Annotated in this window: 28 protein-coding genes; 11 read left to right on the top strand and 17 right to left on the bottom strand. The window is 74.0% G+C overall.

Annotation, left to right across the window (positions count from 1 at the left end; all coding sequences use genetic code 11):
• Nucleotides 1–106: 106 nt before the first annotated feature.
• Nucleotides 107–778: an SAM-dependent methyltransferase gene (locus ACFOWE_RS23765; protein WP_377291399.1), complete on the bottom strand. Its 672-nt coding sequence runs from the start codon at nt 776–778 to the stop codon at nt 107–109.
• A 28-nt stretch (nt 779–806) separates the two neighbouring features.
• Nucleotides 807–1835, bottom strand: a complete 1029-nt coding sequence (locus ACFOWE_RS23760) for an NAD(P)/FAD-dependent oxidoreductase (RefSeq protein ID WP_377291398.1) — start codon at nt 1833–1835, stop codon at nt 807–809.
• A 248-nt stretch (nt 1836–2083) separates the two neighbouring features.
• On the opposite strand from ACFOWE_RS23760, the gene ACFOWE_RS23755 reads away from it, so the two are divergent.
• The gene (locus ACFOWE_RS23755) at nt 2084–2476 is read left to right on the top strand and encodes a nuclear transport factor 2 family protein (RefSeq protein ID WP_377291397.1); all 393 of its coding nucleotides are present in this window, start codon (nt 2084–2086) and stop codon (nt 2474–2476) included.
• A 163-nt stretch (nt 2477–2639) separates the two neighbouring features.
• Here ACFOWE_RS23755 and ACFOWE_RS23750 read toward each other — a convergent pair whose 3' ends face one another.
• Nucleotides 2640–3854, bottom strand: coding sequence for a pyridoxal phosphate-dependent aminotransferase (locus tag ACFOWE_RS23750; RefSeq protein ID WP_377291395.1), 1215 nt, complete (start codon nt 3852–3854; stop codon nt 2640–2642).
• A 98-nt stretch (nt 3855–3952) separates the two neighbouring features.
• On the opposite strand from ACFOWE_RS23750, the gene ACFOWE_RS23745 reads away from it, so the two are divergent.
• Nucleotides 3953–4600, top strand: coding sequence for a winged helix-turn-helix transcriptional regulator (locus ACFOWE_RS23745; protein ID WP_377291393.1), 648 nt, complete (start codon nt 3953–3955; stop codon nt 4598–4600).
• A gap of 338 nt (nt 4601–4938) precedes the next feature.
• Here ACFOWE_RS23745 and ACFOWE_RS23740 read toward each other — a convergent pair whose 3' ends face one another.
• Complete coding sequence (locus tag ACFOWE_RS23740; protein WP_377291411.1) at nt 4939–5310, bottom strand: hypothetical protein; 372 nt, start codon at nt 5308–5310, stop codon at nt 4939–4941.
• A gap of 247 nt (nt 5311–5557) precedes the next feature.
• The gene (locus tag ACFOWE_RS23735) at nt 5558–6811 is read right to left on the bottom strand and encodes an alpha/beta fold hydrolase (protein ID WP_377291391.1); all 1254 of its coding nucleotides are present in this window, start codon (nt 6809–6811) and stop codon (nt 5558–5560) included.
• A 175-nt stretch (nt 6812–6986) separates the two neighbouring features.
• Here ACFOWE_RS23735 and ACFOWE_RS23730 point away from each other — a divergent pair, with 175 nt between their 5' ends.
• On the top strand, nt 6987–7997 hold the full coding sequence (locus ACFOWE_RS23730) for a tyrosine-type recombinase/integrase (RefSeq protein WP_377291409.1): 1011 nt from the start codon (nt 6987–6989) through the stop codon (nt 7995–7997).
• A 9-nt stretch (nt 7998–8006) separates the two neighbouring features.
• On the opposite strand, the gene ACFOWE_RS23725 is transcribed toward ACFOWE_RS23730, so the two are convergent.
• From ACFOWE_RS23725 to ACFOWE_RS23715, 3 genes are read right to left on the bottom strand one after another with little or no spacing between them, the layout of a single operon-like run.
• Nucleotides 8007–8981, bottom strand: a complete 975-nt coding sequence (locus tag ACFOWE_RS23725) for an anti-sigma factor RsbA family regulatory protein (RefSeq protein WP_377291389.1) — start codon at nt 8979–8981, stop codon at nt 8007–8009.
• Nucleotides 8978–9862: an MEDS domain-containing protein gene (locus tag ACFOWE_RS23720; RefSeq protein WP_377291387.1), complete on the bottom strand. Its 885-nt coding sequence runs from the start codon at nt 9860–9862 to the stop codon at nt 8978–8980. The genes ACFOWE_RS23725 and ACFOWE_RS23720 overlap by 4 nt, the downstream gene beginning before the upstream one ends.
• A 50-nt stretch (nt 9863–9912) precedes the next feature.
• On the bottom strand, nt 9913–10167 hold the full coding sequence (locus ACFOWE_RS23715; protein ID WP_377291385.1) for a hypothetical protein: 255 nt from the start codon (nt 10165–10167) through the stop codon (nt 9913–9915).
• A 110-nt stretch (nt 10168–10277) separates the two neighbouring features.
• On the opposite strand from ACFOWE_RS23715, the gene ACFOWE_RS23710 reads away from it, so the two are divergent.
• From ACFOWE_RS23710 to ACFOWE_RS23695, 4 genes are all read left to right on the top strand, one after another.
• Complete coding sequence (locus ACFOWE_RS23710; RefSeq protein ID WP_377291383.1) at nt 10278–10469, top strand: DUF6203 family protein; 192 nt, start codon at nt 10278–10280, stop codon at nt 10467–10469.
• Nucleotides 10470–10555: 86 nt separating this feature from the next.
• Entirely contained in the window at nt 10556–11476 is a 921-nt protein-coding gene (locus ACFOWE_RS23705) for an ABC transporter ATP-binding protein (RefSeq protein ID WP_377291381.1), read from the top strand.
• Nucleotides 11476–12234: an ABC transporter permease gene (locus ACFOWE_RS23700; RefSeq protein ID WP_377291379.1), complete on the top strand. Its 759-nt coding sequence runs from the start codon at nt 11476–11478 to the stop codon at nt 12232–12234. Before ACFOWE_RS23705 ends, ACFOWE_RS23700 begins: the two co-directional genes overlap by 1 nt.
• Before the next feature lie 2 nt (nt 12235–12236).
• Nucleotides 12237–13055, top strand: a complete 819-nt coding sequence (locus ACFOWE_RS23695) for an ABC transporter permease (protein ID WP_377291377.1) — start codon at nt 12237–12239, stop codon at nt 13053–13055.
• A 73-nt stretch (nt 13056–13128) separates the two neighbouring features.
• Here ACFOWE_RS23695 and ACFOWE_RS23690 read toward each other — a convergent pair whose 3' ends face one another.
• Both ACFOWE_RS23690 and ACFOWE_RS23685 read right to left on the bottom strand, forming a co-directional pair.
• Nucleotides 13129–13443, bottom strand: coding sequence for a DUF952 domain-containing protein (locus ACFOWE_RS23690; RefSeq protein WP_377291375.1), 315 nt, complete (start codon nt 13441–13443; stop codon nt 13129–13131).
• Entirely contained in the window at nt 13440–14021 is a 582-nt protein-coding gene (locus tag ACFOWE_RS23685; RefSeq protein WP_377291373.1) for a GNAT family N-acetyltransferase, read from the bottom strand. Before ACFOWE_RS23685 ends, ACFOWE_RS23690 begins: the two co-directional genes overlap by 4 nt.
• Before the next feature lie 192 nt (nt 14022–14213).
• Between ACFOWE_RS23685 and ACFOWE_RS23680 the strand changes: the two genes are divergently transcribed.
• The gene (locus ACFOWE_RS23680) at nt 14214–15170 is read left to right on the top strand and encodes a radical SAM protein (RefSeq protein WP_377291371.1); all 957 of its coding nucleotides are present in this window, start codon (nt 14214–14216) and stop codon (nt 15168–15170) included.
• A gap of 113 nt (nt 15171–15283) precedes the next feature.
• Here the strand turns inward: ACFOWE_RS23680 and ACFOWE_RS23675 are convergent, their stop codons facing one another.
• Both ACFOWE_RS23675 and ACFOWE_RS23670 read right to left on the bottom strand, forming a co-directional pair.
• Entirely contained in the window at nt 15284–16507 is a 1224-nt protein-coding gene (locus ACFOWE_RS23675) for a L,D-transpeptidase (protein WP_377291369.1), read from the bottom strand.
• Between the two features lie 318 nt (nt 16508–16825).
• Entirely contained in the window at nt 16826–17011 is a 186-nt protein-coding gene (locus ACFOWE_RS23670) for a hypothetical protein (RefSeq protein WP_344859009.1), read from the bottom strand.
• 136 nt (nt 17012–17147) lie between these two features.
• Here ACFOWE_RS23670 and ACFOWE_RS23665 point away from each other — a divergent pair, with 136 nt between their 5' ends.
• A complete protein-coding gene (locus tag ACFOWE_RS23665; protein ID WP_377291407.1) occupies nt 17148–17603 on the top strand; it encodes a MarR family winged helix-turn-helix transcriptional regulator in 456 nt (151 codons plus the stop codon).
• A gap of 92 nt (nt 17604–17695) precedes the next feature.
• Here the strand turns inward: ACFOWE_RS23665 and recD2 are convergent, their stop codons facing one another.
• A complete protein-coding gene (gene recD2, locus ACFOWE_RS23660) occupies nt 17696–19915 on the bottom strand; it encodes an SF1B family DNA helicase RecD2 (protein WP_377291367.1) in 2220 nt (739 codons plus the stop codon).
• A gap of 266 nt (nt 19916–20181) precedes the next feature.
• Here recD2 and ACFOWE_RS23655 point away from each other — a divergent pair, with 266 nt between their 5' ends.
• Nucleotides 20182–21753: a hypothetical protein gene (locus tag ACFOWE_RS23655; protein WP_377291365.1), complete on the top strand. Its 1572-nt coding sequence runs from the start codon at nt 20182–20184 to the stop codon at nt 21751–21753.
• A 67-nt stretch (nt 21754–21820) separates the two neighbouring features.
• Entirely contained in the window at nt 21821–23008 is a 1188-nt protein-coding gene (locus tag ACFOWE_RS23650; RefSeq protein ID WP_377291363.1) for a geranylgeranyl reductase family protein, read from the top strand.
• A 27-nt stretch (nt 23009–23035) separates the two neighbouring features.
• Here the strand turns inward: ACFOWE_RS23650 and ACFOWE_RS23645 are convergent, their stop codons facing one another.
• The 4 genes from ACFOWE_RS23645 to ACFOWE_RS23630 form a co-directional block, all read right to left on the bottom strand.
• Nucleotides 23036–23641 (bottom strand): energy-coupling factor transporter transmembrane component T family protein, encoded by a 606-nt coding sequence (locus tag ACFOWE_RS23645; RefSeq protein ID WP_377291361.1) that lies wholly within the window; start codon nt 23639–23641, stop codon nt 23036–23038.
• Nucleotides 23638–24315 carry an energy-coupling factor ABC transporter ATP-binding protein gene (locus tag ACFOWE_RS23640; protein WP_377291359.1) on the bottom strand — a complete coding sequence of 226 codons (678 nt, stop codon included), beginning with the start codon at nt 24313–24315 and terminating at the stop codon, nt 23638–23640. The genes ACFOWE_RS23645 and ACFOWE_RS23640 overlap by 4 nt, the downstream gene beginning before the upstream one ends.
• Nucleotides 24316–25512 (bottom strand): thiolase family protein, encoded by a 1197-nt coding sequence (locus ACFOWE_RS23635; RefSeq protein ID WP_377291357.1) that lies wholly within the window; start codon nt 25510–25512, stop codon nt 24316–24318.
• An 18-nt stretch (nt 25513–25530) separates the two neighbouring features.
• A partial coding sequence (locus ACFOWE_RS23630) for an ANL family adenylate-forming protein (RefSeq protein WP_377291355.1) occupies nt 25531–26635 on the bottom strand: 1105 nt, incomplete at its 5' end.

Raw genomic sequence — 26635 nt, 5'->3', positions numbered from 1 at the left:
GGCCCGCGGGCCCCGGAGCCGGGCCGCACCCGGAGGCGGAACCGGGCACGGGGGAGCGGCACGGACCCGACCCGCCCGCGAACCGGCCGGCGGCCTCCGCAGGAGATCACCCGTCCAGGCGCCGGACCTTCAGCACGTTGTCCGTCCGCGTGAACGGCCGCCCCTCCGGGCCGGCCTGCTCCCGCTCGTACTCCTCACAACGCAGCACCCGCCACCCGTCCCGCGGCAGCGCCAGCCCCTCCAGCACCTCCTGCGGCGTCGGCAGGTGCACCTCCGGATAGCCGTCCGGATCCCACGGGGGAGGACCCGCATGCCCGACGATCAACAGCACCCCACCGGGCGCCACCGCCGAGGCCGCGGCCCGCAGGATCTTCTCCCTCGGCATGCCCGCCCCGGGCGAGTGCAGGAAATGCGCCGAGACCAGATCGAACTCCCCCTCGGGGAAGGACACCCCGAGATCGTGCCGCTGCCAGTCGATCCGGCCGGCCACCCCCGCCTCCTCCGCCGACCGGGCCGCACGCTCCAGCACGACCCCGGAGATGTCGACCGCCGTCACCCGCCATCCCCGCCGCGCCAGCCAGATCGCGTCGCCCCCCTCACCGCACCCCAGGTCCAGCGCCCTGCCCGGCTCCAGATCCGAACCCTCGGCGACCAGCGCCACATTGGGATCACCACTCCAGACACGCTGGTGGCTCCCGCCGTACCGGGCGTCCCAGAACTCCTCATCCGACATGCCGTCATACGACATCCGCGTCCCCTCCGCCTTTCCCGTCGTCACCGTCGTCCTCCGCACGCCCCGGACCGGCTCACCCACCGGAGACCGGCCCGGAAAGCGACAGGGCGCCCCGCCGGGCCGCCACCGCCCGCCGCGTCTCCTCCGCGACCAGATCGGCGTTGATCGCCGCACCCGCGCGCGCACCCGCCGCCGCGGCACCCATCACCTGATCGAACAGGGCCGTCACGTTCCCGGCCACCCACACCCCGGCGACCTCCGTCGCCCCCGCCGCGTCGGCCGCGATCCGGCTGCCGACCACCTGCCCGTCCATCTCCAGATCGACCGGCTCCAACCCCAGAGCCGCCAGCAGGCCACCACGGGCCACCAGACGCGGCGCCACCACCAGCGCCCGGCACGGCACCACCCGGCCACCGGCGAGCACCACCCCGCCGAGCCGGTCGCCGGTCACCCGCAGACCGGTCACCTCCCCCTCCACCACGGCGACCCCCCGGGCCGCCAACTGCTCGTACTCCTCCTCGCCGAACCCGGAGACCGTGTGCGTGAAGAGCGTCACGTCCCGGCTCCACTGCCGCCACAACAGCGCCTGGTGCACCGCCCGCGGCCCGGTCGCCAGCACGCCGATCGCCTGATCGCGCACCTCCCAGCCATGGCAGTACGGGCAGTGCAGCACCTCACGCCCCCACCGCTCGGCCAGCCCCGGCACCGGCGGCAGCTCGTCGGCCAGGCCCGTGGTCACCAGCAGCCGCTCCGCCGCCACCCGCGAGCCGTCCGCCAGCACCACCCGGAAGCCGCCCTCCGCCGACCGCTCCGCCGACACGGCCTCACCCGCCAGGAACCGCCCGCCGTACGACTCCACCTCCTTGCGCCCCTCGGCCAGCAGCAGCGCCGGCGGCGTCCCCTCACGCCCCAGATAGGCGTGGACGCCTTCGGCCGGGGCGTTGCGCGGCCGGCCCGAGTCGACCACCAGCACCGAGCGCCGGGCCCGCGCCAGCGTCAGCGCCCCGCTCAGCCCCGCGGCCCCGCCGCCGACCACCACCACGTCGTACCGCCGCTCCCCGTCCGCGGGGGAGGCGGCCGACGATCCCGTTCGTACATCCATGACGTGCACCTCCATCTCCCTCAGATGGTCGGCGCTGCCCGTCCAAGATGACAAACCTTGTTGCCGGAACAGCAAAATACGGGCCTCGAGTCACCCCGCCCGCCCACGACACCGGGGGACACCCCCGCACGCCGCCCCGCCCAGCCCCGCCACGGCGGGACACCCACCCCACCACAGACAGGTGACCCGGCCGGAACCCCCGGCTAAGCTCCTCCTACCCGACGAACCGGACGACCATGGAGACCGGGATGCACGCCTTCCGCAAAGCCGTCGAAGCCCGTGACCACGCCGCGATCGAGGCACTGCTCGCCGACGACGTGGTGTTCACCAGCCCGGTCGCCTTCCAGCCCTACCCCGGCAAACCGATCACCGCGGCGATCCTGCGCGCGGTGATGCGCGTCTTCACCGACTTCCGCTACATCCGCGAGATCAACGACCCCGACGGCCACGACCACGCCCTGCTCTTCCAGGCCAAGGTCGGCGACAAGGAGATCACCGGCTGCGACTTCCTGCGACTGGACGCCAACGGACTCATCAAGGACTTCACGGTCATGGTCCGCCCCCTCTCGGCCGCCAACGCCCTCGCAGCGGCGATGGCCGCACAGTTCGACCAGATCAAGCGCGAGGCCGGCCAGGCCTGACCGGCCACGACACCGGCGACCGCACCCCTCGGCGCCCCTCGGCGCCCCTCGGCACCCCGGGCGCGCCCCCGCGGCGTCCCGGCGCCACCGAGACGCCGCCCGAAGGCGCCGCAGGACCGCCCACGGCACCCCCGCAACACCCCCGCAACACCGCACCGGCCGGTCACACCTGACGGTAACCCTCCAGGAACCGGCCGATCCGGCTGATCGCCGCATCGAGATCGTCGGCGTACGGCAGGGTGAGGATGCGGAAATGATCCGGACGCGGCCAGTTGAAACCCGTGCCCTGCACGACCTGGATCTTCTCCCGCAGCAGCAGGTCCAGCACGAACCGCTGGTCGTCGACGATCCGGTGCACCTCCGGATCCAGCCGCGGAAAGGCGTACACCGCCCCCTTCGGCTTCACGCACGAGACACCGGGAATCCGATTGAGCCTCTCCCAGGCCAGATCACGCTGTTCCCGCAACCGCCCCCCGGGACGCACCAGCTCGACGATGCTCTGCCGTCCCCCGAGCGCCGCCTGGACGGCGTACTGCGCCGGAGCGTTGGCGCACAACCGCATGGAGGCCAGCATCCTCAGCCCCTCCAGATAGTCACGGGCGTGCTCGCGCGGCCCCGACACCACCAGCCAGCCCGAACGGAACCCCGCCACCCGGTACGACTTCGACAACCCCGAGAAGGTCAGGCACACCAGGTCGGGAGCGAGCGCCGCCACATGGTGGTGCACCACGTCGTCATAGACGATCTTGTCGTAGATCTCGTCGGCCAGCACCATCAGCCCGTGCCGCCGCGCCAGCTCGACGATCCCCTCCAGGACCTCCCGCGGATACACCGCCCCCGTCGGGTTGTTGGGATTGATGACCACCACGGCCTTCGTCCGGTCCGTGATCTTCGCGGCCATGTCCTCGAGATCGGGATGCCAATCGGCCGACTCGTCGCACATGTAGTGGACGGCCCGCCCGCCGGCCAGCGTGACGACGGCCGTCCACAGCGGATAGTCCGGCGCGGGGACCAGGACCTCGTCCCCGTCGTCGACCAGCGCCTGCACCGCCATCGAGATCAGCTCCGACACGCCGTTGCCCAGATAGACGTCGTCGACGTCCACCCCGCCCAGGCCGCGCTCCTGGTAGTGCTGGACCACCGCCCGCCGCGCCGACAGCACCCCCCGCGAGTCGGTGTAGCCGTGCGCCCTCGGCAACATCCTGATCATGTCCTGCACGACCTCCTCGGGCGCCTCGAAGCCGAACAGCGCCGGATTGCCGGTGTTCAGCCGCAGCACGCTGTGACCCGCCGCCTCCAGCGCGTCGGCGTGCTCGATGACCGGCCCCCGGATCTCGTAGCAGACACCGTTCAGCTTGCTCGACTGCCGGAACTCCATGCGCTCGGTCTCCCGTCCGTGTCCGCGCCCCGCGCCCGCGGGCCGTACTTGGTTCTACCAAGTAAGCACTTGGAAAGTCCAACCAGTAGGGTGGCCGCATGCCACGGCGAAGCTACGACCAGTACTGCGCGATCGCCCGGGCCCTCGACCTCGTCGGCGACCGGTGGACCCTGCTGATCGTCCGGGAACTGCTGGCCGGCCCCCGCAGATACACCGACCTGCACACCGACCTGCCGGGCGTCAGCACCGACGTCCTCGCCGCCCGCCTGAAGGACCTCGAGCGCGACGGCCTCCTGGCCCGCCGCAGACTGCCCCCGCCCGCCACGGCGTCGGTGTACGAACTGACCCCGCACGGCCACGGCCTCCTGCCCGTGCTCACCGCACTGGCCGCCTGGGGAGCGCGGGAGATGACCGGTCAGCGCCCCACGGACGCGATCCGGGCCCACTGGTCCGCCATCCCGCTGATGGACCTGCTCGCCCGGGCCGCCGGCGACGCCGCCGGAGCGGGCGTCACCGGGGTCGTCGAGGTGACACTGGGGGAGGGCGCCTTCCACATCCGCCTGGGCCCCGCCGGCCCCTCCTACGGGGACGGACCGGCCCCCGACGCCGACGTCCGCCTCGCCACGGACGCGGCCACCTGCCTCGCCCTCGCCCAGGGCGCCCTGACGGCCGCACAGGCCGCGGCGCACGGAGAACTCGAGATCATCGGAGACCACCCCATCGCCGAGGCCCTCCTCCGCCGGTGACGTCCCGGGACGTCCGCCCGGACCGGCGGGAGCCGGGGGCGTCCCTGGTGGGGGAGGGCTCCGACGGATGGGCGCCGGGGGCCGGACGGCGGAGCCACGCCCGGCACCGCCGACGGGCCCGGCAGATCCTTCCGCCGGGAGAGGGGGGTGCCGCAGGGGAGTCCCGCGCACGAACCGCCGCACGGGTTGCCTCCTCAGGGGCTACCGGTGCGGGTAGCGGATCCCGCCCCACAGAACCCCTATATGGCGCATCATGTCCCATACCAGACAGAATTCAGCTTCTGTCTGGTATGGGACATGATGCGCCAAAAGTCCGTATCGGGAGCGGGGCGGTGCCCTCAACCGGTCCCGCCGGGCCGGCGCAGCCACCGCAGGGCCGCGTCGGCGCAGTCCTCGGGGTCGTTGTTGAAGGCGATGGCCGCATCGGGCGCGTGCCGGCGCACCAGGTTGACCACCTTCTCGAACAGTCCGAGCAGCGGTTCGTGCTTGCGTATGCCGCCGCCGATCACCACGCAGCCGTAATCCGTGCCGGTCAGCGCCTGTGTGATCGCGCCTTCGGGGTCATCGTCGAGCACCAGCAGGCACCAGTCGGCCTCGAGGCCGTGCTCGTCGAAGCGGGCCCGGCCGCGCGCCATCGCCGCCCGGACCGGTTCCGGGTCCCAGCCCTGGATCTTGGCGGGATCGAGGCCGATCACCAGCACTCGTGCCATCGTCACGCGTCCTCCTCGCGGGATGCCTCCACGCCGCGGCGGCGGTGCGCCGGTCTCTTCCCGAGGATGCCACGTCACGCGGATCCCGCCACGCATGCTTCCCGTCCCGTTCGGCGGAGCACCGCCCCGATCACCGTCTCGCCGAACGCGTTTGATGCATAATTTTACTTATGCTGCATTTGTGACTCCCTCCCCCCGGACGCCGGCGGGCGGCAGCAGGCGGTGCGGTGCGGTGCGGCGCCCGGGTTCAGAGGCGGCCGGACACCATGTCCATGAGGCGGGCCAGGACCCGGCCGCCGGAGACGCGGACGCCGTCGTGCTCCCACTCGTTGGTCACCCAGGCGCGCAGGTTACCGACCGCGGCGGCGGTCTCGGCGGACAGGCGCTCGTCGACGTACATGTCGTCGTAGTAGACGGCGGCGGCGACCGGGACCCGGTTGGCGGCCAGCCGTACCGGGTCGTAGAGGGCGGGCCAGTCGGCGGCGGCCAGCAGGTGCGCGGCCTCCTTGAAGGGGCGCAGCGCGGCGATGTCGTCGAACATCCAGGGGTGGATCATCTCGCCGGTGGGCAGCAGCGGCCGGGCGGTCTCGGCGAAGTCGGGCGGCAGCAGGCGGTGCGCGGCCCAGGCGGTGGCGGCCCCCTGGGCGTAGATGGACTCGTGCATGACCGCGTAGAGGGGGTTGGCGACGAAGCCGGTGGCGTTCATGACCTGGTAGCGGAAGGCGTCGGACAGCTCGCCGCCGCTCCAGGCGTCTTCCAGGAGCCAGTGCAGGCGGTGGGCGCCGTCGCCGGTGCCGAGTTCCATGCCGAGGGTCTGCAGGCGGCGGACGGTGAGCTCGTCGCCGTCGGGCAGCAGGACGCGCCGGTCGCGCAGGTGGTCGGCGATGGCGTCCAGGCGGGCGCGGTCGGCGGGATAGCGGGTGAAGTAGCGGTCGGCCTTGGCGCGGACGCGCGGGTAGGTGCGGGTGTAGACGTCGTCGGCGGTGGCGGTCAGTCCTGGCAGGCCGCCGGTGATGTAGCAGGCTCTGAGGCCTTCGGGCGCCTGGGACAGGTAGGTGAGGGTGATGAAGCCGCCGTAGCTCTGGCCGAGGGTCTCCCAGGGGCGGTCGCCGGTCAGGGCGCGGCGGATGTGCTCGGCGTCGGCGACGATGGCGTCGGCGCGGAAGTGGCGGAGGCGGGCCGCGGTCCGGGCGGGGGTGCCGGTGAGGGCGGCGGCGGTGACGGGGGTGCTGCGGCCGGTCCCCCGCTGGTCGAGCAGGAGCACGCGGTGGGTCTTGAGGGCGTGGCCGAGCCAGCCGTCGGCGGCGGTGGGGCGGGGTGATCTGCCGCCGGGGCCGCCCTGGAGGAACAGCAGCCAGGGCAGGTCGTGGTCGCGGCGGGCGGGGTCGACGGCTTCGCGGGCGAACACCTCGATGGTCTCCCCCGCCGGGTCGGCGTGGTCGAGTGGGACGGTGAAGGTGTGGTCGGTGAGGGTCAGGCCGGGCAGGTGGACGGTGGTCATGGCGGCAACCTATCCGCGGCGGGCGGGCGGGTGTTCGTCCGGTGGGGTCCTCTCCCCCGCGTGGCGGCGGGTCCGGCGTGGCCGGCGGGTGGTTTCGATGCATAATTTCAGCCGCGTGGCCGGATCTTCGTCGTGTGTGGAGGCCGTGGTGGGTGGTGGTGGTCCGCTGGTGCCGATGCGGGTGCCGGAGGCGGTGGCGGAGTTCGTGGCGTCGTTGCGGACGAAGAAGCTGTCGGTGAACACGGTGGCCGGTTACGAGCGGGATCTGCGGCTGGTGGCGGAGATCGCGGCGGGGCTGGCGGGGGTTCCGGTGGCGGAGCTGGAGGTCCGGGCGCTGTCGGGGCGGCTGGTGCGGGGGGCGTTCGCGGAGTTCTCGGAGCCGCGGTCGGCGGCGAGTGTCAACCGGGCGTGGAGCGCGTGGAACCAGTTTCTGACGTTCTGTGTGGCGGAGGGGCTGCTGGAGGGCAATCCGATGGCGGCGGTGCCGCGTCCGCGGCAGCCGGCGAAGGCGCCGAAGCCGTTCCTGGGGGACGGGTCGGCGTCGGTGACGTTGCTGGAGCGGATCGCGGCGGGGGCGCGTAAGGCGCGGGATCCGTGGGTGGAGCGGGATCTGGCGGTGCTGGCGCTGGCGCTGGTGACGGGGATGCGCTCGGCGGAGCTGCTGGGGTTGACGCTGGGGTCGATCGGGGGTTCGCCGGGTGACCGGCGGATCCAGGTGGTGGGCAAGGGCGGCCGGACGCGGTCGCTGCCGATCGAGCCGCCGGTGGAGCGGCTGGTGGAGCGGTATCTGAGCAGCCGGATGGAGCGGTTCGGACTGGCGTCGCTCCCCCGGTCGGCGGCGTTGCTGGTGGACACCTCGGGTGAGCCGTTGCGGCGGGGTGGGTTGCAGTATCTGGTGCGGCAGTGTTACCGGTACGCGGGGGTCCATGATCAGGTGCAGCGGGGGACGCTGGTGCACGCGCTGCGGCACGAGTTCGCGACGCGGTTGGCGGAGCGGGGTGCGTCGGCGCACGAGCTGATGGAGTTGCTGGGCCATTCGTCGATCGTGACGGGGCAGGCGTATGTGGCGTCGACGGCGCGTGAGGTGCGGCGGGCGGCGCGGGGCAATCCGGCGTACGGCGTGCTGGGCCGGTTGGCCGCGGGTGACGGCGGCGGTCCGGACGGTGGCGGTCCCGGGGGTTCGTGAGGCCGGACGTCAGGTCCGGGCGGGCGGGGTGAGGGTGAGGTGGAGGCGGACCAGGGTGCCGGGGCGGTTGCGGTGGATCTCGACGAGGTCGCAGAGCTGGCGGACGGCCCACAGGCCGCGGCCGTGGTGGGGGGTGGTGGGCGGAAGGTAGCCGGGGAAGGGGGCGGTGAGGCGGCCGGAGTCGTGGACGTCGCAGACGAGGGCCGGGCCGTGGCGGTGGAGGCGTATCTCGCCGGTGCCGCCGCCGTGCTGGACGGCGTTGGTGGCGACCTCGTTGGCGGCGAAGACGAGTTTCGCGGTGTCGGTGTCCGGTAGGCCGAGGGCGGCGGCCTGGGTGGTGAGGAAGGCGCGGACCTTGCCGAGGTCGTGGTCGAAGCGCAGGGTCGCGGCGGGCTCGCTGCTGGTGGGCCCGGTACTGGTGGGTTCGGTGCCGGTGGGCCGGTGGTCGCGGATGCGGGTGAAGATCTCGGGGTCGGTGTAGAGGGGGCTGGGGCGGGTGTGGGCGCCGGTGGTGAGGTGGGGGTGGGTGCGCTGGGCGTCTTCGGTGAGGTGGGCGGGCAGGGCGCGGGTGTCGTAGGGGCAGACGATCCAGGCGGGTGAGTCGGCGAGGGCGACGTTGGCGATGGACTCGCAGCGGGTCCATTCGAGGGTTTCGCGGGGGTGGCGGCCGTGCCAGACGGGTTCGCCGAGGATGCGGATCCGGTGGTGGGTGGCGGTGCGGGCGGTGACGTGGCGGTGGTAGGCGGCCAGGGCCCGGCCGGGGGTGTCGTACCAGGTGCGGGAGTCGGCGAATTCGACGCGGGATGCCGCGGAGCCGAGGGCGTGGCGGAGCTGGGCGATGGTGGCGGGGGTGGTGACGACCAGGACGGCGTCGCCGTCGCCGAGGCCGTCGAGGCAGAAGCGGGTGGCGGTGTCGAGGAGGCTCTGTTCGCAGTCGTAGAGCAGGGCGTGGTGGGTCAGGCGGGGAGGTCGGTCGGGGGTCATGGGTGGGCTGCCCGGGGGGTGACGGTCAGGCGGGGTTCGTGGTCCCAGCCGATCAGGTGGATGACGCCGGCGAGCATGGGGGCGAGGTGGAGGAGGTGCAGCCGCCGGTCGCCGGTGAGGCGGGCGGCGGTGTCGGCGATGACGCGCAGGCCTGCGACGTCGATGAACTCCAGTTCGCTCAGGTCGAGGCGGAGGTCGCCGGGGCGGCGGGTCTCGGCGGTGAGGACGGCTCCCAGCGCGGGGGCGTTGCTCTGGTCGATGGTGCCGGTCAGGCGGAGGACGCGTCCGCCGTGCCGGTAGGCGGGGGTGATGCGGGACAGGGCGTCGTGGTGGAGGGCGTTCATCTCCGCGATGCCGTGGTGGCAGCCGGTGAGGGTGTGGAGGCGGGCGGGGGCGAACAGGCGGGTGTCGTACTGGCACAGGGCCGCTGAGCGGCCGGCGGCGAAGACGGTGGCGACTTTGCGCTCGTAGTCTTCGAGGGCGTCGGCGCCGGGGACGTCGCGTACGGCCCAGCCCATCTCGCCGGTGACGCGCAGGCCGGTGTAGCCGTCGTGGAGGCTGCGGTCGGTTTCGGCGGCGAGGGTGGCGACCATGGTGTCGGGGTCGAATCGGCCGGTGGTCAGGTAGCTCTCGCCGGCGGTGAGGACGCGTAGTTGCCCGGTGTGCAGGGCGGTGCGCGGGGGGCCGGAGCGGAGCCAGGAGTGGACGGTGGCGGTGCTGGCGCGGTCGGTGAAGTAGAGGACTCGTTCGCGGCGGGTGAGGCCGGCGGTGACGAAGGCGGTGGCGATCTCGCGTTGCTCGGTGTCGTCGGCGAAGGGCAGGCAGAGGTGGTCGCCTGGTCCGAGGTCGCGGATCTGCCGCACTACGGTGCCTGCTGTCATCGGGCGGCCTCGCGATCTGCGTGGGGTCGGGGTGCGGGGGCGGGGTGTGGTCAGTGGATCCTGCGGACGAGGCGGGTGGCCGCGCGGTGGCTCATGCCGGTCTCGCCGCGGACCATGAAGACGGCCTGGTCGAACTGGCCGGTGGTTTTGAGTTCGCGGACCTGTTCGATGAGTTCGGGGCTGAGGCTGCCGGTGAGGAGGGCGTTGCGGGGACGTTGGGCGAGCCGTACCGCGAGGATGATGAGGCCGATGGCCGCTGCGGCGAACACCGCCGTCAGGAGGATGATGACGATCAGGTTCGACATGGGGTGAGCGTACCGTCAGGAGGGTGGGCTGCGGAGGGGGTCGCGGGTGTGGGTTGCGGTGGCCTCCGGCCGGGGGCATGGGGGCGGGGGCGGGGGGCAGTGGGTGGTGCATGAAGAGGTTCTTCAAGGTCGTGGTGGTGCGGTGGTTGTCGCGTACTCCCCTGGGGCTGGCCGTGCTGGGTGCGGGCTGGCTGCTGGGGCGGCGCAGGAGGAGGCGGCGGGCGGCCGCGGCGGAGGGGGTGCCCGCGGGGCGGGGTCCCGGCCGGTCGGCGCGGCGGGGGCGGCGGCCGGTGGCCCGGTGAGGGGCGCGGCGGCGGGGCGGATGGTCCCGTGGGTGGTCCGGTAAGTCGTTTGCCGGAGTGTCGTGGGGCTCTGCTACGGTCGCGGCGTGTCTGAGCGACCCCTCATCTACGCGCGCGGCCTGGTCAAGCGGTTCGGTGATTTCACCGCGGTGGACGGCATCGATCTGGAGGTGGCGCCCGGGGAGGCGTTCGGTTTCCTGGGGCCGAACGGTGCGGGCAAGTCCTCGACGATGCGGATGATCAGTTGTGTGTCGATGCCGACGGCGGGTGAGCTGCGGATCCTGGGGATGGATCCGGTGCGGGAGGGGTCGAGGATCCGGGGTCGGCTGGGGGTGTGCCCGCAGCTGGACAATTTGGATCCGGATCTGACGGTGCGGGAGAACCTGACGACGTATGCCCGGTATTTCGGGTTGTCGCGGGCGGAGGCGCGGCGGCGGGCGGATGAGCTGCTGGAGTTCGCGCAGTTGCAGGAGAAGGCCTCCGGCATGGTGGAGCCGCTGTCGGGCGGGATGAAGCGGCGGCTGACGATCGCGCGGGCGCTGGTGAACGATCCGGACCTGGTGCTGCTGGACGAGCCGACGACGGGGTTGGATCCGCAGGCGCGGCATCTGCTGTGGGAGCGGTTGTTCCGGCTCAAGCAGCGGGGCACGACGCTGGTGCTGACGACGCACTACATGGACGAGGCCGAGCAGTTGTGCGACCGGCTGGTGGTGATGGACGGCGGGCGGATCGTGGCGGAGGGGTCGCCGCGTTCGCTGATCGAGAGATATTCGACGCCCGAGGTGGTGGAGCTGCGCTTCGCCGGGGAGGCGGACCACGCGGGCGAGCTGGAGGGGATCGGGCGGGTGGATCCGCTGCCGGACCGGATCCTGGTGTACGCCGATGACGGGGACGCCGCGGTGGCGGAGGTGCACCGCAGGGGGCTGGCGCCCTCGAGTGTGCTGGTGCGGCGTTCCTCGCTGGAGGACGTGTTCCTGCAGCTGACCGGCCGGACGCTGGTGGACTGATGGTTCATCCGACGGTGGCGGTGCTGGAGCGTCATCTGTGCCTGTACCGGCGGCTGTGGCGGGCGTCGGTGTTCTCGTCGTTCATCTTGCCGGTGCTGTTCCTGGTGAGCATCGGGATCGGGGTCGGCGGGTACGTCGGCGGGATCGGCGGGGTGGACTACCTGTCGTGGATCGTGCCGGGGGTGCTGGCGTCGACGGCGTTCCAGATGGCGGTGGGCGAGTCGACGTACTCGGTGCTGGGCGACTTCAAGTGGACGCGGGGCTATCACGCGATGCGCGCCACTCCGGTCGGGATCCGGGACATGGTCGCGGGCTGGCTGCTGTACATCCTGCTGCGGGTGGAGATCGCCGTGGTGGTGTTCCTGGTGGTGACGGGCCTGTTCGGGGCGTTGCGGTCGCCGTGGGCGGTGGTGACGCCGCTGGTGGCGGGGCTGGTGGCGGTCGCGGCGGCGGCGCCGGTGACGGCGTTCGCGGCGAGCGTCGAGCATGACAGTTACTTCGCGCTGCTGTTCCGGTTCGTGATGATCCCGTCGACGTTGTTCGCGGGGGTGTTCTTCCCGGTGGAGCAGTTGCCGGAGGCGGTGCGGCCGCTGGCGTACGCCTCGCCGCTCTGGCACGGGGTGGAGCTGTGCCGGGCGGCGACGCTGGGGGCGGCGCCGCCGTGGCCGGTGGCGGCGCACGTGGTGTGCCTGCTGGTGTTCGCCGCCGCGGGGTTGGTGTGGGCGGGCGCCGCCTTCCGCAAGCGACTTCAGGACTGAGCATGGTGACGATGATGCTGGCCGCGCGGGTGGCGCCGTTCCGGGTCTCGCCGTCGCGGGTGGGAGCGGTGGTGGGCCGCAATGTGGGGGCGTTGCGCAGCGGCCCGTCCTACTGGCTGGTGCTGGTGTCGGGTTTCTTCGAGCCGGTGCTGTACCTGCTGTCGATCGGTGTCGGGGTGGGGGCGCTGGTGGGCGGGCTGACGCTGCCGGGCGGCCGGGTGGTGGAGTACGCGGTGTTCGTGGCGCCGGCGATGCTGGCGGTGTCGGCGATGTCGGGGGCGTTGTCGGAGACGACGTTCAACTTCTTCTTCAAGATGAAGTACTCCAAGACGTTCGAGGCGGTGCTGGCGACGCCGGTGCGGCCGTTGGAGATCGCGCTGGGTGAGCTGGCGTGGGCGCTGGTGCGCAGTTCGGTCTACACCGGGGCGTTCCTGGTGGTGATGGTGGCGCTGGGGCTGGCCGCGCCGGGGTGGGCGCTGGCGGCGTTCCCGGCGACGCTGCTGGTGGGGCTGGCGTTCGGCGGGGTCGGGATGGCGATCAGCACGCTGATGCGGGGCTGGCAGGACTTCGATCTGCTGACCACGGGGCAGTTCGCGCTGTTCCTGTTCTCCGGGACGTTCTCGCCGGTGCAGGACTATCCGGTGGCGATGGAGGTGCTGGTGGCGGCCACGCCGCTGTTCCACGCGGTGGAGCTGGTGCGGGGGCTGGCCATCGGGCAGCCGGGGTGGGCGCTGCTGGGGCACGCGGCGTATCTGGTGGTGATGGCGGCGGCGGGGCTGGTGTTCGCGGCGCGCCGGATCGAGCGGGCTCTGTGCGTGTGAGCGCGGGCGGGGCCGGGGCGGCGGGCTCCGGTCCCCGCCGCCGTGCTGTTCCGCGAGCGGCGGCTGTCCGGGGTCAGGGCAGGGTGAACGGGGTGGCGGAGACGACGGCGCGCACGGGGATGGGCCCGTAGACGTGGGGGAAGGTCTCGCCGGCGGCGGGCTCCAGGCGGACGTCGAGGCCGGTGGGGTCGACCGCCAGCAGGGTGAGGGGTGCGGTGACGCCGCGGTAGAAGCGGCGGGCGACGCCGGTCAGCTGGGCGTGGTCGGCGCAGGCGTGGATGAAGCCCTCCTCCTCCAGGGTGCGGCCGAGGGTGGAGACGCGGTACTCCCCCGCCGCCCGGGCGGCCTGCCAGTCGGCGGTCAGGGCGAGGTGCAGGATCACGGTCACCGGGTGCTCTCGCGCTCGTCCTGCCGCTTGTGCCATTCGCGGCGCAGGATCGCGTAGACGACCTCGTCGGTCCATTCGTCCTTGACCCACTCGTTCTCGACGAGGTGGGCCTCGCGGCGCATGCCGAGGCGTTCCAGGACGCGGGCCGAGGCGGTGTTGCGGGCGTCCAGGCGGCCGGTGACGCGGTGCAGTCCGAGGTCGTCGAAGCCGAGGCGCAGCAGGGCGTCGCCGGTCTCGGTGGCGTAACCGCGGCCGTGGTGGTCGGGGTGGAAGACGTAGCCGATCTCGCCGGAGCGGTGGGTGCGGCTGTGCCAGAACAGCAGGGCGTCGCCGATCAGTTCGCCGGTGGCGGCCAGTTCCACGGCCAGGGACAGGGCCTGGCCCTCGTCGCGCAGCGCCGTCTGCGTGGTCTTGGTCTCGAGTGCCTCGCGGGTCTGCTCGCGGTCGCGGGGTTCCCAGTACAGGTAGCGGGCGACGTCGGAGCGGGCCTGGATGGCGTGCAGGGCGTCGAGGTCGGCGGGGGTGAAGGGGCGCAGCAGGAGGCGTTCGGTGCGGATCGGGTAGTCGGGTTCGAGCACCGTGTCAGCCTAGGGCAGGCGCGGCCGGGGCGCGCGGGTCGTTTTTCCGGGGGTCCTCCCCCGGTGGCCGGGTGGCGGCGGTGCGGGTGTCCTGCGGTGCGCGCCGTGCGGGGTGCCTGCGGGCGGTGCGGAGGGCGCGGCGGGGGGCGAAGCGCTTGCGAGCGGAGTCGAAAGCGTGTTCCACTGGATGGTATGGGATGGGACTCCCCTGCGCTGCTGGCCGAGGTGCCCGACCCGCGGCCGCGGATCGAGCGCACTGCGGTGACGCGGGTCCATGGCGCGCTGACCTGCTACGAGGTGCGGGCCCGTACGGCGCTGGAGGCGGTGGCGGGCGGGTGGGCGGTGAGCCCGTACCGGGGGTGCGCGCAGGCGTGCCGGTACTGCTCGGCGCGGCGGGGGCACCGTTATCTGGGGCTGGACGCCGGGGCCGACTTCGACTCGCGGATCGTGGTGCGCACCGACGTCGCGCGGCGGCTGCGGGGGGAGCTGGCCCGCAGGTGGGACGGGGCGCCGGTGGCGGTGGGCCTGGCCGGTGACTGCTATCAGGGGGCCGAGGAGATCTACCGGCTCATGCCGGGGGTGGTGGCCGCGCTGGGTGAGGCGGGGGCGGTGTTCACCGTGCACACCAAGAGCCCGCTGGTGCTGCGGGACGCGGAGCTGTTGGCCGCGGTCCCGGGGGCGAGTGTGGTGGTGTCGGTGGCGTTCGTCGACGACCAGGTGCGCCGGGCGGTCGAGCCGGGCGCGCCGAGCGCGCAGAAGCGCCTGGAGCTGGTGGCGGAGCTGGCCGGGCGGGGGGTGGTGTGCGGGGTGGCGATGGCGCCGGTCCTGCCGTTGCTGACCGACTCCCCCGACCAGCTGGCGGCGACGGTGCGCCGGATCGCCGCGGCGGGGGCGGCGGGGGTGGAGCCGCGGGTGCTGCGGCTGCCGCCGGGGGCGCGGGAGTGGTATCTGTCGTGGCTGGGTGAGCGTCATCCGGGGCTGGTGGCGCGTTATGAGGAGCTGTACGGCGCCGGCCCGGACGCCGAGGCGGGGTATGCGGAGCGGGTGACGGGCGAGGTGGCGGCGCTGGCGGCGCGGTACGGCCTGGTGTGGGGGCCGCCGCGGGTGGGGCCTGCGGTGCCCGCGGCCCGGCAGCTGTCGCTCATCTGAGGGCGTGGCCGCTCCGCGGGAGCGGGCCGGGGCCCGCCGGCCGGTGGCCGGGCGGCGGGCCGGATACGGTGGTCGTCTCCGGTCCGCCGTGGGCCGTCAGGCGCCGGCGGGTGTCAGGAGGAGGAGGCCGACAGGGCGCTGCCCTTCTTCCACTCCTTGAACGACAGCTCCCAGTAGCTCCAGCCGTTGTTCCACTCGATCTGGCGGTCGGTGCCCTTGATGACGATGACGTCGCCGCGCTGGGCGATCCCGTAGAACCACCTGGCCTGGTCGGGGCGGGCGTTGATGCAGCCGTGGCTGACGTTGCGCCGGCCCTGGGCCCAGACGTTGTTCTTGGCGTGGACGTACTCGCCGCTGTTGGAGAACCGGACGGCATGGTTGATCATGACGTCGTAGTACTCCGGGTGGCCCTTGGGGAAGCCGGGAGAGATCATCCGCTCGGGGTTGGACTTGCCCATGACCAGGTGCACGCCGCTGGTGGTGGTGTAGGCGCGGGTGGTGGCCATGCCGGCGCTGATGAGCATCTTCTTGACGACCTTGCCGTCCCGCTTGACGATCATGGTCTTCTTGCGGGTGTCGACGGTGGAGATCTGCTCGGCGCCGATGCGGATGGTCTTGGTGAGGTCCTTGGTGCCGTACATGTCCTTGCCGCCCTGCACTCCTTCGAGGTGGGCGGTGAAGGTGACCTTCTGGTGCGGCTCCCAGAACTTCGCGGTCCGGTAGATGACGGTCTTGTCGTCGATCCACCGCCAGGCGCCCTCGACGGGGGTCTCGGACTCGACCTGCAGGGCGCGTTCGACGTTGGCCTTGCCGGCCTTGGCGGTGATGGGCTGGTTGAAGGTGACGATGATCGGCGCCCCCACGCCGACCTTCTCCCCCTTGACGGCGGGGGTCACGTCCGCCACGGCCAGTTCGATCTTCGGCTTCAGGGTGGTGAAGGAACTGCCGGCGGTGGTGCCGTCGGCCGTGCGCGCCGAGACGGTGTAGTCGCTGGAGGGCTTCAGCGGCGTGGTGGAGACCCACTTGGTGCGGGCGGCGTCGAACTCGCCTTCCAGCTGCTCGCCGTCGCTCTCCACGGTGACCTGCTCCAGGGCGCCTCCGTCGGCGGTGACGACGACCTTCTTGCCGGGCCGGACGTCCTGGCTGCCCTCCGCCGGGCTGATCTTTATGACCGGGGCGGCCGGCGCGGTCTGGGCGCTGCCGGCGCCGGCGTCCTTGCTGTCGGCGACGGGCGTGGTCCCGGCCGACCCGCTGGAGCAGGAGGCGACGAGCAGGGCCGTGGCCGCCACGGCCAGACCGGTCAGTGGCGTTCTGAGTCGTCGATCTCCGGCGTTCAACACAACTCCATCCCCCATATGCAGCAAAGTGCGTCTAAAACACTAATAGGAGATGCGCATGGGGCGTCCAGGGTTCAGCCTGGGAATGTCACGTTTCAGCAACTTTCGACGGTGAAGCGGCCATTGACGGCGTGTCACGCCGCCGTCAAGATGACGGTGGACCCGCCTGCCCGCCTGCCCGCCTGCCCGCCTGCCCGCAGTGGCCCCTGGGAGGCATGCCTGCTCTACGGCGATGGCATCGCCGAAGCGTCCGGCACCGGGCGGGGCGCGGCCGGAGCCGGGAGGGGGACGGGGACGGGGACGGGCCGGGGCTTCCGGTCAGGTCTCGGCGGCCATGACGATGAGCAGCCCGACGATGTGGATGAGCACGATGAACACCATCACGAAGACGAACAGCCACTTGGCCGGCCCGTGTTCGAAGTGCTTGCCCTCCTTCAGGGGAGGCCGCTGAGCCTGGCGGTCGGCGATCCGCTCTTCCAGGCTCTTCCTCTTACGCTCTGCCATGGCGGTTCCTCGGGGGTGGGCGGGGGCGACCGGGCAGGTGCGCCGGTGCGGGGGCTGGTATTTAGCCTACTAACGGTTAGGGCACTAAATTACCTGATGTGCCAGCTGGAGCCCGACGGAGGTGCCCGTGACCGACATGAGCGAGATCGCCGATCCGCTGTCCCTGGAGAACCAGGTGTGCTTCGCCCTGGCGGTCGCCTCGCGGTCGGTGATCGCCCTCTACCGGCCGGTGCTGGAGCCGATGGGCCTGACCCACCCGCAGTACCTGGTGATGCTGGCGCTGTGGCAGCACGCGCCTTTGTCGGTCAAGGACCTCAGCGAGCTGCTGCGGCTGGAGCCGGCCACGCTCTCGCCGCTGCTCAAACGGCTGGAGGCCGCGGGGCTGGTGGAGCGCCGCCGCGCCAGCGCCGACGAGCGCTCCCTGGCGGTCGTGCTGACCGGGCGCGGCCACGCGCTGCGCGGGCAGGCGCTGAAGGTGCCCGAGGCGATCGTCGAGCGCCTGGGCATGGACCTGACCGAGCTGCAGGACCTGCACCGGGCGCTGACCCGGGTGATCGCCGCCGCCGACGGCGCCGGTACGGCCGCGCGCTGAGCGCGGCCGTACCGGCGCCGCACCCGGGCGGGCCGGCGACCGGCGCCGCGGCGGGGTGCGGGGCGGCGCGGCCGCTCACCCCTGGCGCACGCTCACCCCTGGCGCAGCCGGTGGGTCAGGCTGGTGTGGCGGCGACCGGCGCCGCGGGTGCGCACCGCCTGCCCCAGCGCGCGGCGCGAGCCGACGATGACGACGAGCTTCTTGGCGCGGGTGATCGCGGTGTAGAGCAGGTTGCGCTGCAGCATCATCCACGCGCTGGTGGCCAGCGGGATCACCACCGCCGGGTACTCGCTGCCCTGGGAGCGGTGGATCGAGACGGCGTAGGCGTGGGCGAGCTCGTCGAGCTCGTCGAAGGAGTACTCGACATCCTCGTCCTCGTCGGTGCGCACCAGCAGCCTGTGGTCGTCGGGCCGGATGTCGGTCACCACGCCGACAGTGCCGTTGAACACCCCGGCGGCGCCCTTGTCGTAGTTGTTGCGCAGCTGGGTGACCTTGTCGCCGATCCGGAAGACCCGGCCGCCGTAGCGGCGCTCGGGCATGCCCTCGCGGGCGGGGGTGAGCGCCTCCTGCAGCACGGTGTTGAGGTTGCCGGCGCCGGCCGCGCCGCGGTGCATCGGCGCCAGCACCTGCACGTCGCGGCGGGCGTTGAGCCCGAACCGGCGCGGGATGCGGTTGGCGACCACGTCGACGGTGAGCGCCGCGATCTCCTCCGGTTCCTCGCACGGGAACAGGAAGAAGTCCTTCATGCCCTCCAGTGCCGGCATCAGGCCGGTGTTGACGCGGTGGGCGTTGGTGACCACGCCCGACTCCTGCGCCTGGCGGAAGATGTGCGTCAGCCGTACCCGCGGGATCTCGTCCTCGGCGGCCAGCAGGTCGCGCAGGACCTCGCCGGCGCCGACCGAGGGCAGCTGGTCGACGTCGCCGACGAACAGCAGGTGCGTGCCGGGCGCGACGGCCTTGACGAGCTTGTTGGCCAGCAGCAGGTCGAGCATGGACGCCTCGTCGACGACGACCAGGTCGGCGTCGAGCGGGTTGTCGCGGTCGAAGGTGGCGTCGCCGCCGGGGCGCAGCTGCAGCAGCCGGTGCACGGTGGTCGCCTCGTGGCCGGTCAGCTCCGACAGGCGCTTGGCGGCCCGGCCGGTGGGGGCGGCCAGGATGACCTTGGCCTTCTTGGCGCGGGCCAGGGTGACGATGGAGCGCACCGTGAAGCTCTTGCCGCAGCCGGGGCCGCCGGTCAGCACCGCGACCTTCTCGGTGAGCGCCAGCCGTACCGCTTTCTCCTGCTCGTCGGCCAGATCGGCGCCGGTACGGCCGCGCAGCCACTGAAGGGCCGCCTTCCAGTCGACGCCGGCGAAGGCGCCGAGCCGGTCGTGCTCGCACGTCAGCAGCGCCCGCAGCGAGCGGGCCAGCGACAGCTCGGCGCGGTGGAAGGGCACCAGGTAGACCGCCGGGATCGTCACGTCGCCGGCGGGCAGCTCCTCGCGGACCACGCCCTCGTCGGCGACCAGCTCCTCCAGGCAGCGCCCGACCAGCTCGGCGGGCACGTCGAGGATCTTGACGGCGTCGCCGACGAGGTTGGGCGCCGGCAGGTAGCAGTGGCCGTCGTCGGCGGCCTGCGACAGGGTGTAGCGCAGGCCCGCCTTGACCCGCTCGGGGCTGTCATGAGGGATGCCGACCGCCTGGGCGATGGTGTCGGCGGTCTTGAAGCCGATGCCCCACACGTCGTCGGCCAGCCGGTACGGCTCGCTCTTGACGACGGCGATGGAGTTGTCGCCGTACTGCTTGAAGATGCGCACCGCGATCGAGGTGGACACCCCGACACCCTGCAGGAAGATCATCACCTCTTTGATGATCTTCTGTTCCTCCCAGGCGGCCGCGATCATCTTGGTGCGCTTGGGGCCCAGGCCGGGGACCTCGACCAGCCGCTCGGGGGCGGTCTCGATGACGTCGAGGGTGCCGACCCCGAAGTGGGCGACGATCCGCTCGGCCATCTTCGGCCCGATGCCCTTGATCAGCCCGGAGCCGAGGTAGCGCTGGATGCCCTGGACGGTGGCGGGCAGCACGGTGGTGTAGGACCACACCTCGAACTGGCGGCCGTAGCGCGGGTGCGAGCCCCACCGGCCGGTCAGCCGCAGCGACTCGCCGACCTGGGCGCCCAGCAGCGGCCCCACCACGGTCAACAGCTCCGCGCCGGACCGCTCGGTGGCCACGCGGGCGATGGTGTAGCCGGTCTCCTCGTTGGCGTAGGTGATGCGCTCGAGCACCGCCTCCAGCACGGTGCCGGCGGGACGCTGCGCCTCCGGAGTGGTCATGGCGGGTATTGTGCCGCAGATCTGCGACATCTTCCCCGCGCGGCCCCGCCCGCCCGTGCCCGCCCCGCGCGGCCCGCGGCCCCTCCCCCGCCGTGCCGCCCGCGGGCCGTACCGCCCCCGCGACGGCGAAGAGGGCGAAAAGGTGCGGGTCTGCCATATCTGCACCGTCACGGGTCTTTGCCGCGTCGAGCCGGCGGGATAGGAACGAGACGGCGCCGAAGATCCGCAGCGGCGCGGACCGCCGACACATCGAACGGGGAGCGCGCATGACCAGACAGTTGATCATCGAGCCCGTCGGGCAGGCCGGGCTGACGGCCGAGCGGGTACGCCAGGTCGCCGCCGGGCACCCGGCGGTCGCGGCACAGTTGGGGGTCGCCGACCCCGGGCGGCTCATCCTGGGCGCCGCCGCCGTGACGGGCCGTGACGCCGCCGGCGGTGAGGGGAGCGCCGGCGGCGGGGCGCCGTTCCGGGCGAGCGTCTTCGATCCGGCCGCCAACCGGGGGGTGGAGCTGCGCGGCACGCTCGCGGCGCCGGAGCGGGCCGAGGTCGCCCCCAGCGCCTGGCGGCCCAACCCGAGCCCGGCCGAGCTGCGGGAGGCGGCGCGGATCCTGCGGGCCGACCCGCGCTTCCCCGCCTCCGGCGACGTGGTCGTCTACCAGCCGATGCCGCCCCTGGCCGACCTGGAGCACCCCGACGGCACCACGACGCGCCGCTCCACCCTGGGCGTCTACTCACCCGGCGAGGCCGTCAAGCACCGCATCGTCGCCGTGGACACCGCCGCCGGCACCGTCGACTGGTCCCCGGCCGGGGTCTCGCCGGCCATGCACCCGGGCGACTGCGAGTCGCACCTGCCCGAACCGGTGGAGAGCCTGCGCGACCGGGGAGGCCCCGACGCGGTACGGCTGCGCGTGCTCGACGGCGGCACCGAGCTGTGGAACCTCGTCGTGGTGCGGCCCCGCGCCTCCGCGCCGCAGAACCCCGGCGACGGCTCCGGGGTGGAGCTGCGCGAGGTCCGCCACCGCGGCCGGCTGGTCTTCCGCCAGGCGCACGTGCCGATCCTCAACGTGCAGTACGAGGAGGACGGCGTCACCTTCCGCGACTGGCAGAACGAGGAGACCCGCTTCTCGGCCACCGGCGCCGACCCGGTCGGCTGGGGCTGGCGGGTCTGCACCCGGCCGCCGCGCACGATCCTGGAACGCCCCGACAACGACGCCGGCAACTTCCAGGGCGTGGCCTTCCACGACGCCGGCGGCGAGGTGCGGATCGTCAGCGAGATCGCCGCCGGCTGGTACCGGTACGTCTCGGAGTGGCGCCTGGCCGACGACGGCACGGTCCGGCCCCGCTTCGGTTTCGCCGGGGTCCGCAACCCGCGCACCTGCATGCGCCACCGCCACCACGTCTACTGGCGGTTCGACTTCGACGTCGAGGGCTCCGACAACGACGTGATCGAGCAGTTCGACGAGGTCGCCCCCGGCGTGCTGAAGGCCACGCCGCTCGTGCGGGAGACCTCCCGGCGGCGGCGGGGCACGGCCCGGTTCTGGCAGGTCACCGACGCCGCCAGCGGCCGCGGCTACCGGATCGTGCCCGGCGGGCACGACAACACCGCCGATCCCTACGGCATCGCCGACCTGTGGTTCCTGCGCCGCCGGGGAAGCGAGCTGTACGACGGCAACCCCGACGGCGACAACCGGGCGATGCTCGACCGGTTCGTCGACGGGGAGGACATCGGCCGCACCAACGTCGTCGTCTGGTACGCCGGGCACTTCCGCCACGACCAGAACGCCCCCCACCCGCACCAGGGCCACATCGTCGGACCCGACCTCGTGCCCGTCCGCTGAGCGCCGTCCGCCGGCGCCGCCCGTCCCCGGCCCGGTTCCGCCCGGCCGCAGCGGGCAGATTCCGACAATGGACGGTGTGTGGGATCTGGTGGTCGTCGGCGGCGGCCCCGCCGGGGCGGCGGCCGCCCTGCGGGCCAGGCAGATCAGGCCGCGGGCGCGGGTGCTCCTGCTGGACCGGGAGGACTTCCCCCGCGACAAGGCCTGCGGGGACGGCATCGCCGCCCACGGCCTGGCCGAGCTCGACCTGCTCGGCGTGGGCGGCCTGCTGTCCGATTACCGGCCGGTGCGCCGCCTGGCGGTGGTCTCCCCCGGCGGTGAGCGCGTGCACGCCGCCGTCGCCCGGCCCAACCTCGTCGTCCCGCGCCGCGTCTTCGACGCCCGCCTGGTGGAGGCCGCCCGCGCCCGCGGTGTCGAGGTCCGCCGCCACCGCGTGCGGGCGCTGGCCGACACCGGCGGCCACGTCACCCTTGACGGCCCAGTCGCGGCCGGTCCGGCCGGTCCCGGCGTGTCCGGCGAGATCACCGCCCGCGCCGTCGTCGCGGCCGACGGCGCCAACTCCACGGTGCGGCGCCTGATCGGCGTGCCCGCGACCGCCGACCAGCACACCGCGCTGGCGGTGCGCGGCTACGCCGACGCGCAGGCCGGCGACGACACCCAGCTCGTCGTCATGCAGAAGGACGGCTGGCCCGCCTACGCCTGGTCGTTCCCGGTCGGCGACGGCAGCGCCAACGTCGGCTTCGGGATGCTGCTGCCCCGGCTGCGGGCCGCCGGGGCGCCCGCACGGCGGGTGCTGTGCGACCGGCTGGCCGAGCTGCTGCCCCATCTGCCCGCCCGGGACCTGCGCGCCCACCTGCTGCCGCTGTCGTGCGGGCGGCCGGTGCCCGGCGCGGGCCGGGTGCTGCTGGCCGGGGACGCCGCCAGCCTCATCAACCCGCTCACCGGCGAGGGCATCTACTACGCGCTGCTGTCGGGCCGGCTCGCCGCCGAGGCCGCCCTGGCAGCGCCGGGCGACCCGCTGCCCGCCTACCGGCGCGCCCTGCGCGGCGCGCTGGGGCGGCACCTGCGCACCACCGACGCGCTGGCGCTGGCCGCCCGCTTCCCCGGGTTCATCGACGCCGCGATCGGCACCGCCGCCCGGCGCCGGGAGGTGTTCGACCTGCTCGTCGAGGTGGGGCTGGGCGCGGGCACCGTGCCGGCGCCGCTGGTGTGCGCGGTGGCCGGCCGCTGGCTGACGGCCGGCCTGCGCCGGAGTTGAGGGGATGGGGCCGGTGAGGGGACGGGGTCAGTCGTCCAGGCCGCGGGCGGCCAGCGCCTCGCCGAGGGCGTCGGCGTGCCGCAGTGCGGCCACCACCAGCGGTACGGCGAAGGCCCGCGCGCTGCGCTCGGCCCCCCGCGCGCGGGCCGCCTCGCGGACCCGGGTGGCCAGGGCGGCGACCACCGGCACGCTGCGCAGCGTCAGCGACAGCAGCAGCGACAACCGGAACGGGTCCAGCCCGACCAGCCGCGCCGGGGACAGGGCCCGCTCCAGGCAGGCCAGCACGGCCGCGCTGCGGGTGGTCAGGGTGACCAGCCCCGCCAGGGCGACGGCCAGCACGATGCGCGCCGTCACCACGACCGCGCCCGGCAGGTCCGCCACCAGCAGCTGCATCCCGAACAGCACCACGGCGAACCAGCGCACCGGCCGCACCTGCGCCCAGGCCGCCGCGGCCCCCACCCCCGACAGCGCGTACAGCGCCGCCACCACGGCCGCCGCGCCCGCCAGCGCCGCAGGCGAGCGCAGCAGCACCAGCACCGTGCAGCAGACGGCCAGGCCCGCGAGCTTCGCCCCGGCCGGCAGCCGGTGCAGCGCCGAGGCGCCGGGCACGTAGGCGCCGGTGAGGGTGTTCACGACGCCATCAGCTCCCGGTAGCGGGCCAGCGCCCCGGCCGGGACGTCGTCGGCGACGACGCGCCCGCCGTCGACCACCAGCACCCGGTCGAAGCCCTCCAGCAGCGGCAGGTCGTGGGTGACCGCCACGACCTGCTGCGGCAGCTCCCGCAGCAGCGCGGCGACCTGCCGGGAGTGGCGCAGGTCCAGCAGGGTCGTCGGCTCGTCCATGACCAGGACCTCCGGCTCCAGCACCAGGATCGAGCACAGGGCCAGCAGCTGCTTCTGCCCGCCGGACAGGTGGTGGGCTGGGTGGTCGGCGTGCTCGTGCAGGCCGTACCGGGCCAGGACCTCACGCACCCGCCGGTCGGCCTCCTCGCGCGGCAGCCCCCTGCGGCGCAGCGAGAACGCCACGTCCTCGGCGACCGTCGGCATGACGATCTGCGCGTCCGGGTCGGTGAACAGGAACCCGACGCGGCGCCGGATGCGGGCGGCGTGGCGGCGGGTGTCGAGCCCGCCCACGGTGACGGTGCCCGCCGACGGCAGGACCAGCCCGTTGAGCAGGCGCGCCAGGGTGCTCTTGCCGGAGCCGTTGGCGCCGACCACGCCGATGCGGCGCTCGGTCAGCGACGCCGTGACGCCGCGCAGCACCTCGCGCTGCCCCAGCCGCACGTGCACGCCGGTCAACTCGATCACTCACACCACCTCGAACAGGGCGGCGACCCCCAGGCCGCCGCCGACCGCGGCCGTGGCCAGGCCCAGCGTCCCGGGCGGGGCCTGGCCGACCAGTCTGGAGAACAGCCGCACGACCGCCACCGCGCCGCTGGCGCCCCACGGGTGGCCGAGGGCGAGCGCGCCGCCGTCGGCGCAGACCCGCCCGCCGTCGGCGCCCAGCACGTCCAGGCCGAGCCCGTCGCAGGCGGCCAGCGTCTGCGCGGCGAACGCCTCCACGATCTCCACGGCCGCCACGTCGCCCAGGTCCGCACCCGAGCGCTCCAGCACCCTGCGCACGGCGGGCACCGGTCCCCAGCCGGGCAGCTCCGGGTCGCAGCCGACGACGGAGCCGGCCACCAGGCGCAGCCCCGGCAGGCCCGCGGCGGCGCGCACCCGGTCCGCCACGACGGCCACGGCCGCCGCGCCGTCGCTGATCGGGGAGGAGTTGCCGGCGGTGACCGTGCCGCCCGGCACGAACGCCGCCGGCAGCCGCGCCAGCGTCTCCATCCGCAGGGCGCGGGGCCGCTGGTCGTCGGTGCGGCCGCCGACGCCGACGATCTCGCGGGCGAACCGGCCCGCCTGCCGGGCGGCCAGCGCCCGGGCGTGGCTGCGGCAGGCGTAGGCGTCCTGCCGGTCGCGGGTGACGCCGCACGCCGCGGCCAGCGCCTCGGCGGCCGGCCCCATGTCCGGGTCGGGGTGGCCGTCGGGGGTGAACGGCGCCCGCGCGTACGGCACCGCCGCCGCGAGGTCGCCCGGGGCGGCGGAGCCGGCGAGACCGGCGGGATCACGGTGGGCGCGCAGCGGCGCGGTGGAGGCGCTCTCGACCCCTCCGGCCAGGACCAGGTCCGTCGCGCCGGCGGCGACGGCGTGGGCGGCGACGAGGATCGCGGCCAGGCCGCTGCCGCACTGCCGGTCCACGGTCAGGCCCGGCACCTCGTGGCCGAGCCCGGCGGCCAGCGCCGCCACCCGGGCGAGGTTGCCGCCGGGGCCGGTGCAGTTGCCGAGCACCACGTCGCCGACGGGCACGCCCGCGGGCGCGGCCTGTTCGGCGAGGGCGGCCAGGACGGGCGCGGCGAGCGCGGCGGCGCCCACCTGTTTGAAGGCGTGCCCGGCGGTGCCGATGGGGGTGCGCAGGGCCGCGACCACGGCGGGCCGCTCCGCGGCCGGTTCGTCTCGCATGTCAGGGCAGCTTACGCATCAGCCGAGCCTGCGCAGACCGGGGTCGCCCGCGGCCAGCAGGGCGGCCAGCAGGGCGCGCCGCGGCTTGCCGGAGGCGGTGCGGGGCAGGCGTTCGGCGCCGTACCAGCGGCGGGGCCGCTGGGCGGGGTCCAGCTCGGCGCGGGCCACCTCCTCCAGCGCTGCCCGGCTCACGCCGGCGCCTTCGACGACCGCGGCGACCACCGCGCCCAGGTCGGGGTGGGGCAGGCCGACCACGACGACGTCGCCGACGCCGGGGGTCTTCCTGAGCACCTCCTCGACGTCCTCGGCCACGACGGTGGCGCCGCCGGTCTGGATCGCGCCGCCGCCGCGGCCGCGCAGCCGCAGCGCCTGGCCGGGCCGGTACGGCTCGGCCAGATCGCCGACGGTCATCCAGCCGCCGGCGTCGGCGCGCAGCGGCCCGTCCGCGCCGGCCAGGTAACCGGCGGACAGGTACGGCGAGCGGGCCCACACCTCGCCCAGCCGCCCTCCGGCGGCGGCTCCGTGCGCGGCTCCGGGGAGGGCGCGGACCTGGATCTCGACGCCCGGGAAGGGACGCAGCCCGCACCCGTCGGCGTCGGCGGCGACGAACGACAGCTCGGTGGCGCCGTAGTAGGACAGCACGCGCACCCCGTCGGCGGCCGCCTGCTCCCGCGCGCCGGGCTCCAGGGCCGCCCCTCCGGCCACGACGGTCCGCAGCCGCCCGCCGGAGCGCCGGGCGGCCTGCAGCGCGGCGGGCAGCTGGTGCGGGACCAGGTGGAGCGCGGTGCACCCGCGCAGCCAGGAGGCCAGGGCGGCGGCGGGCCAGCGCCCCGGCAGGACGGCCGTCGCCCCGGTGGCGAGGGTGTGCGCGGCCGCGAAGCCGTACAGGGACGAGTGCAGCGGGCCGGGGACCAGCACGGTGTCGTCCGGGCCGATCCCGGCCAGGGCGCCCAGGTGGGGGAAGGACTCCGCCCACGAGGCGCGGGTGCGCACCACGGCCCGGGGCCGGCCGGTGCTGCCGGAGGTGAAGCAGGCCCACGCCCGCTCGTGCGGCGCCCCGGCGCGTGCGGCGGGGCCGGGCCCGGCCGCGCCGGGCAGCGGCGGCGGGGGCTCGTCGACGAGC

This window comes from Planomonospora corallina (assembly GCF_042650625.1).
Classification (GTDB): Bacteria; Actinomycetota; Actinomycetes; order Streptosporangiales; family Streptosporangiaceae; genus Planomonospora_B; species Planomonospora_B corallina.
Note: the sequence above shows the minus strand (reverse complement) of the source record. Positions and strands in the feature narration are given on the sequence as shown.

What these genes read in the sequence shown, in the direction of transcription:
- ACFOWE_RS23760 (WP_377291398.1), bottom strand. Translation starts at nt 1,835, where the DNA reads ATGGATGTACGAACGGGATCGTCGGCCGCCTCCCCCGCGGACGGGGAG.
- ACFOWE_RS23755 (WP_377291397.1), top strand. Translation starts at nt 2,084, where the DNA reads ATGCACGCCTTCCGCAAAGCCGTCGAAGCCCGTGACCACGCCGCGATC.
- ACFOWE_RS23750 (WP_377291395.1), bottom strand. Translation starts at nt 3,854, where the DNA reads ATGGAGTTCCGGCAGTCGAGCAAGCTGAACGGTGTCTGCTACGAGATC.
- ACFOWE_RS23745 (WP_377291393.1), top strand. Translation starts at nt 3,953, where the DNA reads ATGCCACGGCGAAGCTACGACCAGTACTGCGCGATCGCCCGGGCCCTC.
- ACFOWE_RS23740 (WP_377291411.1), bottom strand. Translation starts at nt 5,310, where the DNA reads ATGGCACGAGTGCTGGTGATCGGCCTCGATCCCGCCAAGATCCAGGGC.
- ACFOWE_RS23735 (WP_377291391.1), bottom strand. Translation starts at nt 6,811, where the DNA reads ATGACCACCGTCCACCTGCCCGGCCTGACCCTCACCGACCACACCTTC.
- ACFOWE_RS23730 (WP_377291409.1), top strand. Translation starts at nt 6,987, where the DNA reads ATGCGGGTGCCGGAGGCGGTGGCGGAGTTCGTGGCGTCGTTGCGGACG.
- ACFOWE_RS23725 (WP_377291389.1), bottom strand. Translation starts at nt 8,981, where the DNA reads ATGACCCCCGACCGACCTCCCCGCCTGACCCACCACGCCCTGCTCTAC.
- ACFOWE_RS23720 (WP_377291387.1), bottom strand. Translation starts at nt 9,862, where the DNA reads ATGACAGCAGGCACCGTAGTGCGGCAGATCCGCGACCTCGGACCAGGC.
- ACFOWE_RS23715 (WP_377291385.1), bottom strand. Translation starts at nt 10,167, where the DNA reads ATGTCGAACCTGATCGTCATCATCCTCCTGACGGCGGTGTTCGCCGCA.
- ACFOWE_RS23710 (WP_377291383.1), top strand. Translation starts at nt 10,278, where the DNA reads ATGAAGAGGTTCTTCAAGGTCGTGGTGGTGCGGTGGTTGTCGCGTACT.
- ACFOWE_RS23700 (WP_377291379.1), top strand. Translation starts at nt 11,476, where the DNA reads ATGGTTCATCCGACGGTGGCGGTGCTGGAGCGTCATCTGTGCCTGTAC.
- ACFOWE_RS23695 (WP_377291377.1), top strand. Translation starts at nt 12,237, where the DNA reads ATGGTGACGATGATGCTGGCCGCGCGGGTGGCGCCGTTCCGGGTCTCG.
- ACFOWE_RS23680 (WP_377291371.1), top strand. Translation starts at nt 14,214, where the DNA reads ATGGGATGGGACTCCCCTGCGCTGCTGGCCGAGGTGCCCGACCCGCGG.
- ACFOWE_RS23670 (WP_344859009.1), bottom strand. Translation starts at nt 17,011, where the DNA reads ATGGCAGAGCGTAAGAGGAAGAGCCTGGAAGAGCGGATCGCCGACCGC.
- ACFOWE_RS23665 (WP_377291407.1), top strand. Translation starts at nt 17,148, where the DNA reads ATGAGCGAGATCGCCGATCCGCTGTCCCTGGAGAACCAGGTGTGCTTC.
- recD2 (WP_377291367.1), bottom strand. Translation starts at nt 19,915, where the DNA reads ATGACCACTCCGGAGGCGCAGCGTCCCGCCGGCACCGTGCTGGAGGCG.
- ACFOWE_RS23655 (WP_377291365.1), top strand. Translation starts at nt 20,182, where the DNA reads ATGACCAGACAGTTGATCATCGAGCCCGTCGGGCAGGCCGGGCTGACG.
- ACFOWE_RS23650 (WP_377291363.1), top strand. Translation starts at nt 21,821, where the DNA reads ATGGACGGTGTGTGGGATCTGGTGGTCGTCGGCGGCGGCCCCGCCGGG.
- ACFOWE_RS23635 (WP_377291357.1), bottom strand. Translation starts at nt 25,512, where the DNA reads ATGCGAGACGAACCGGCCGCGGAGCGGCCCGCCGTGGTCGCGGCCCTG.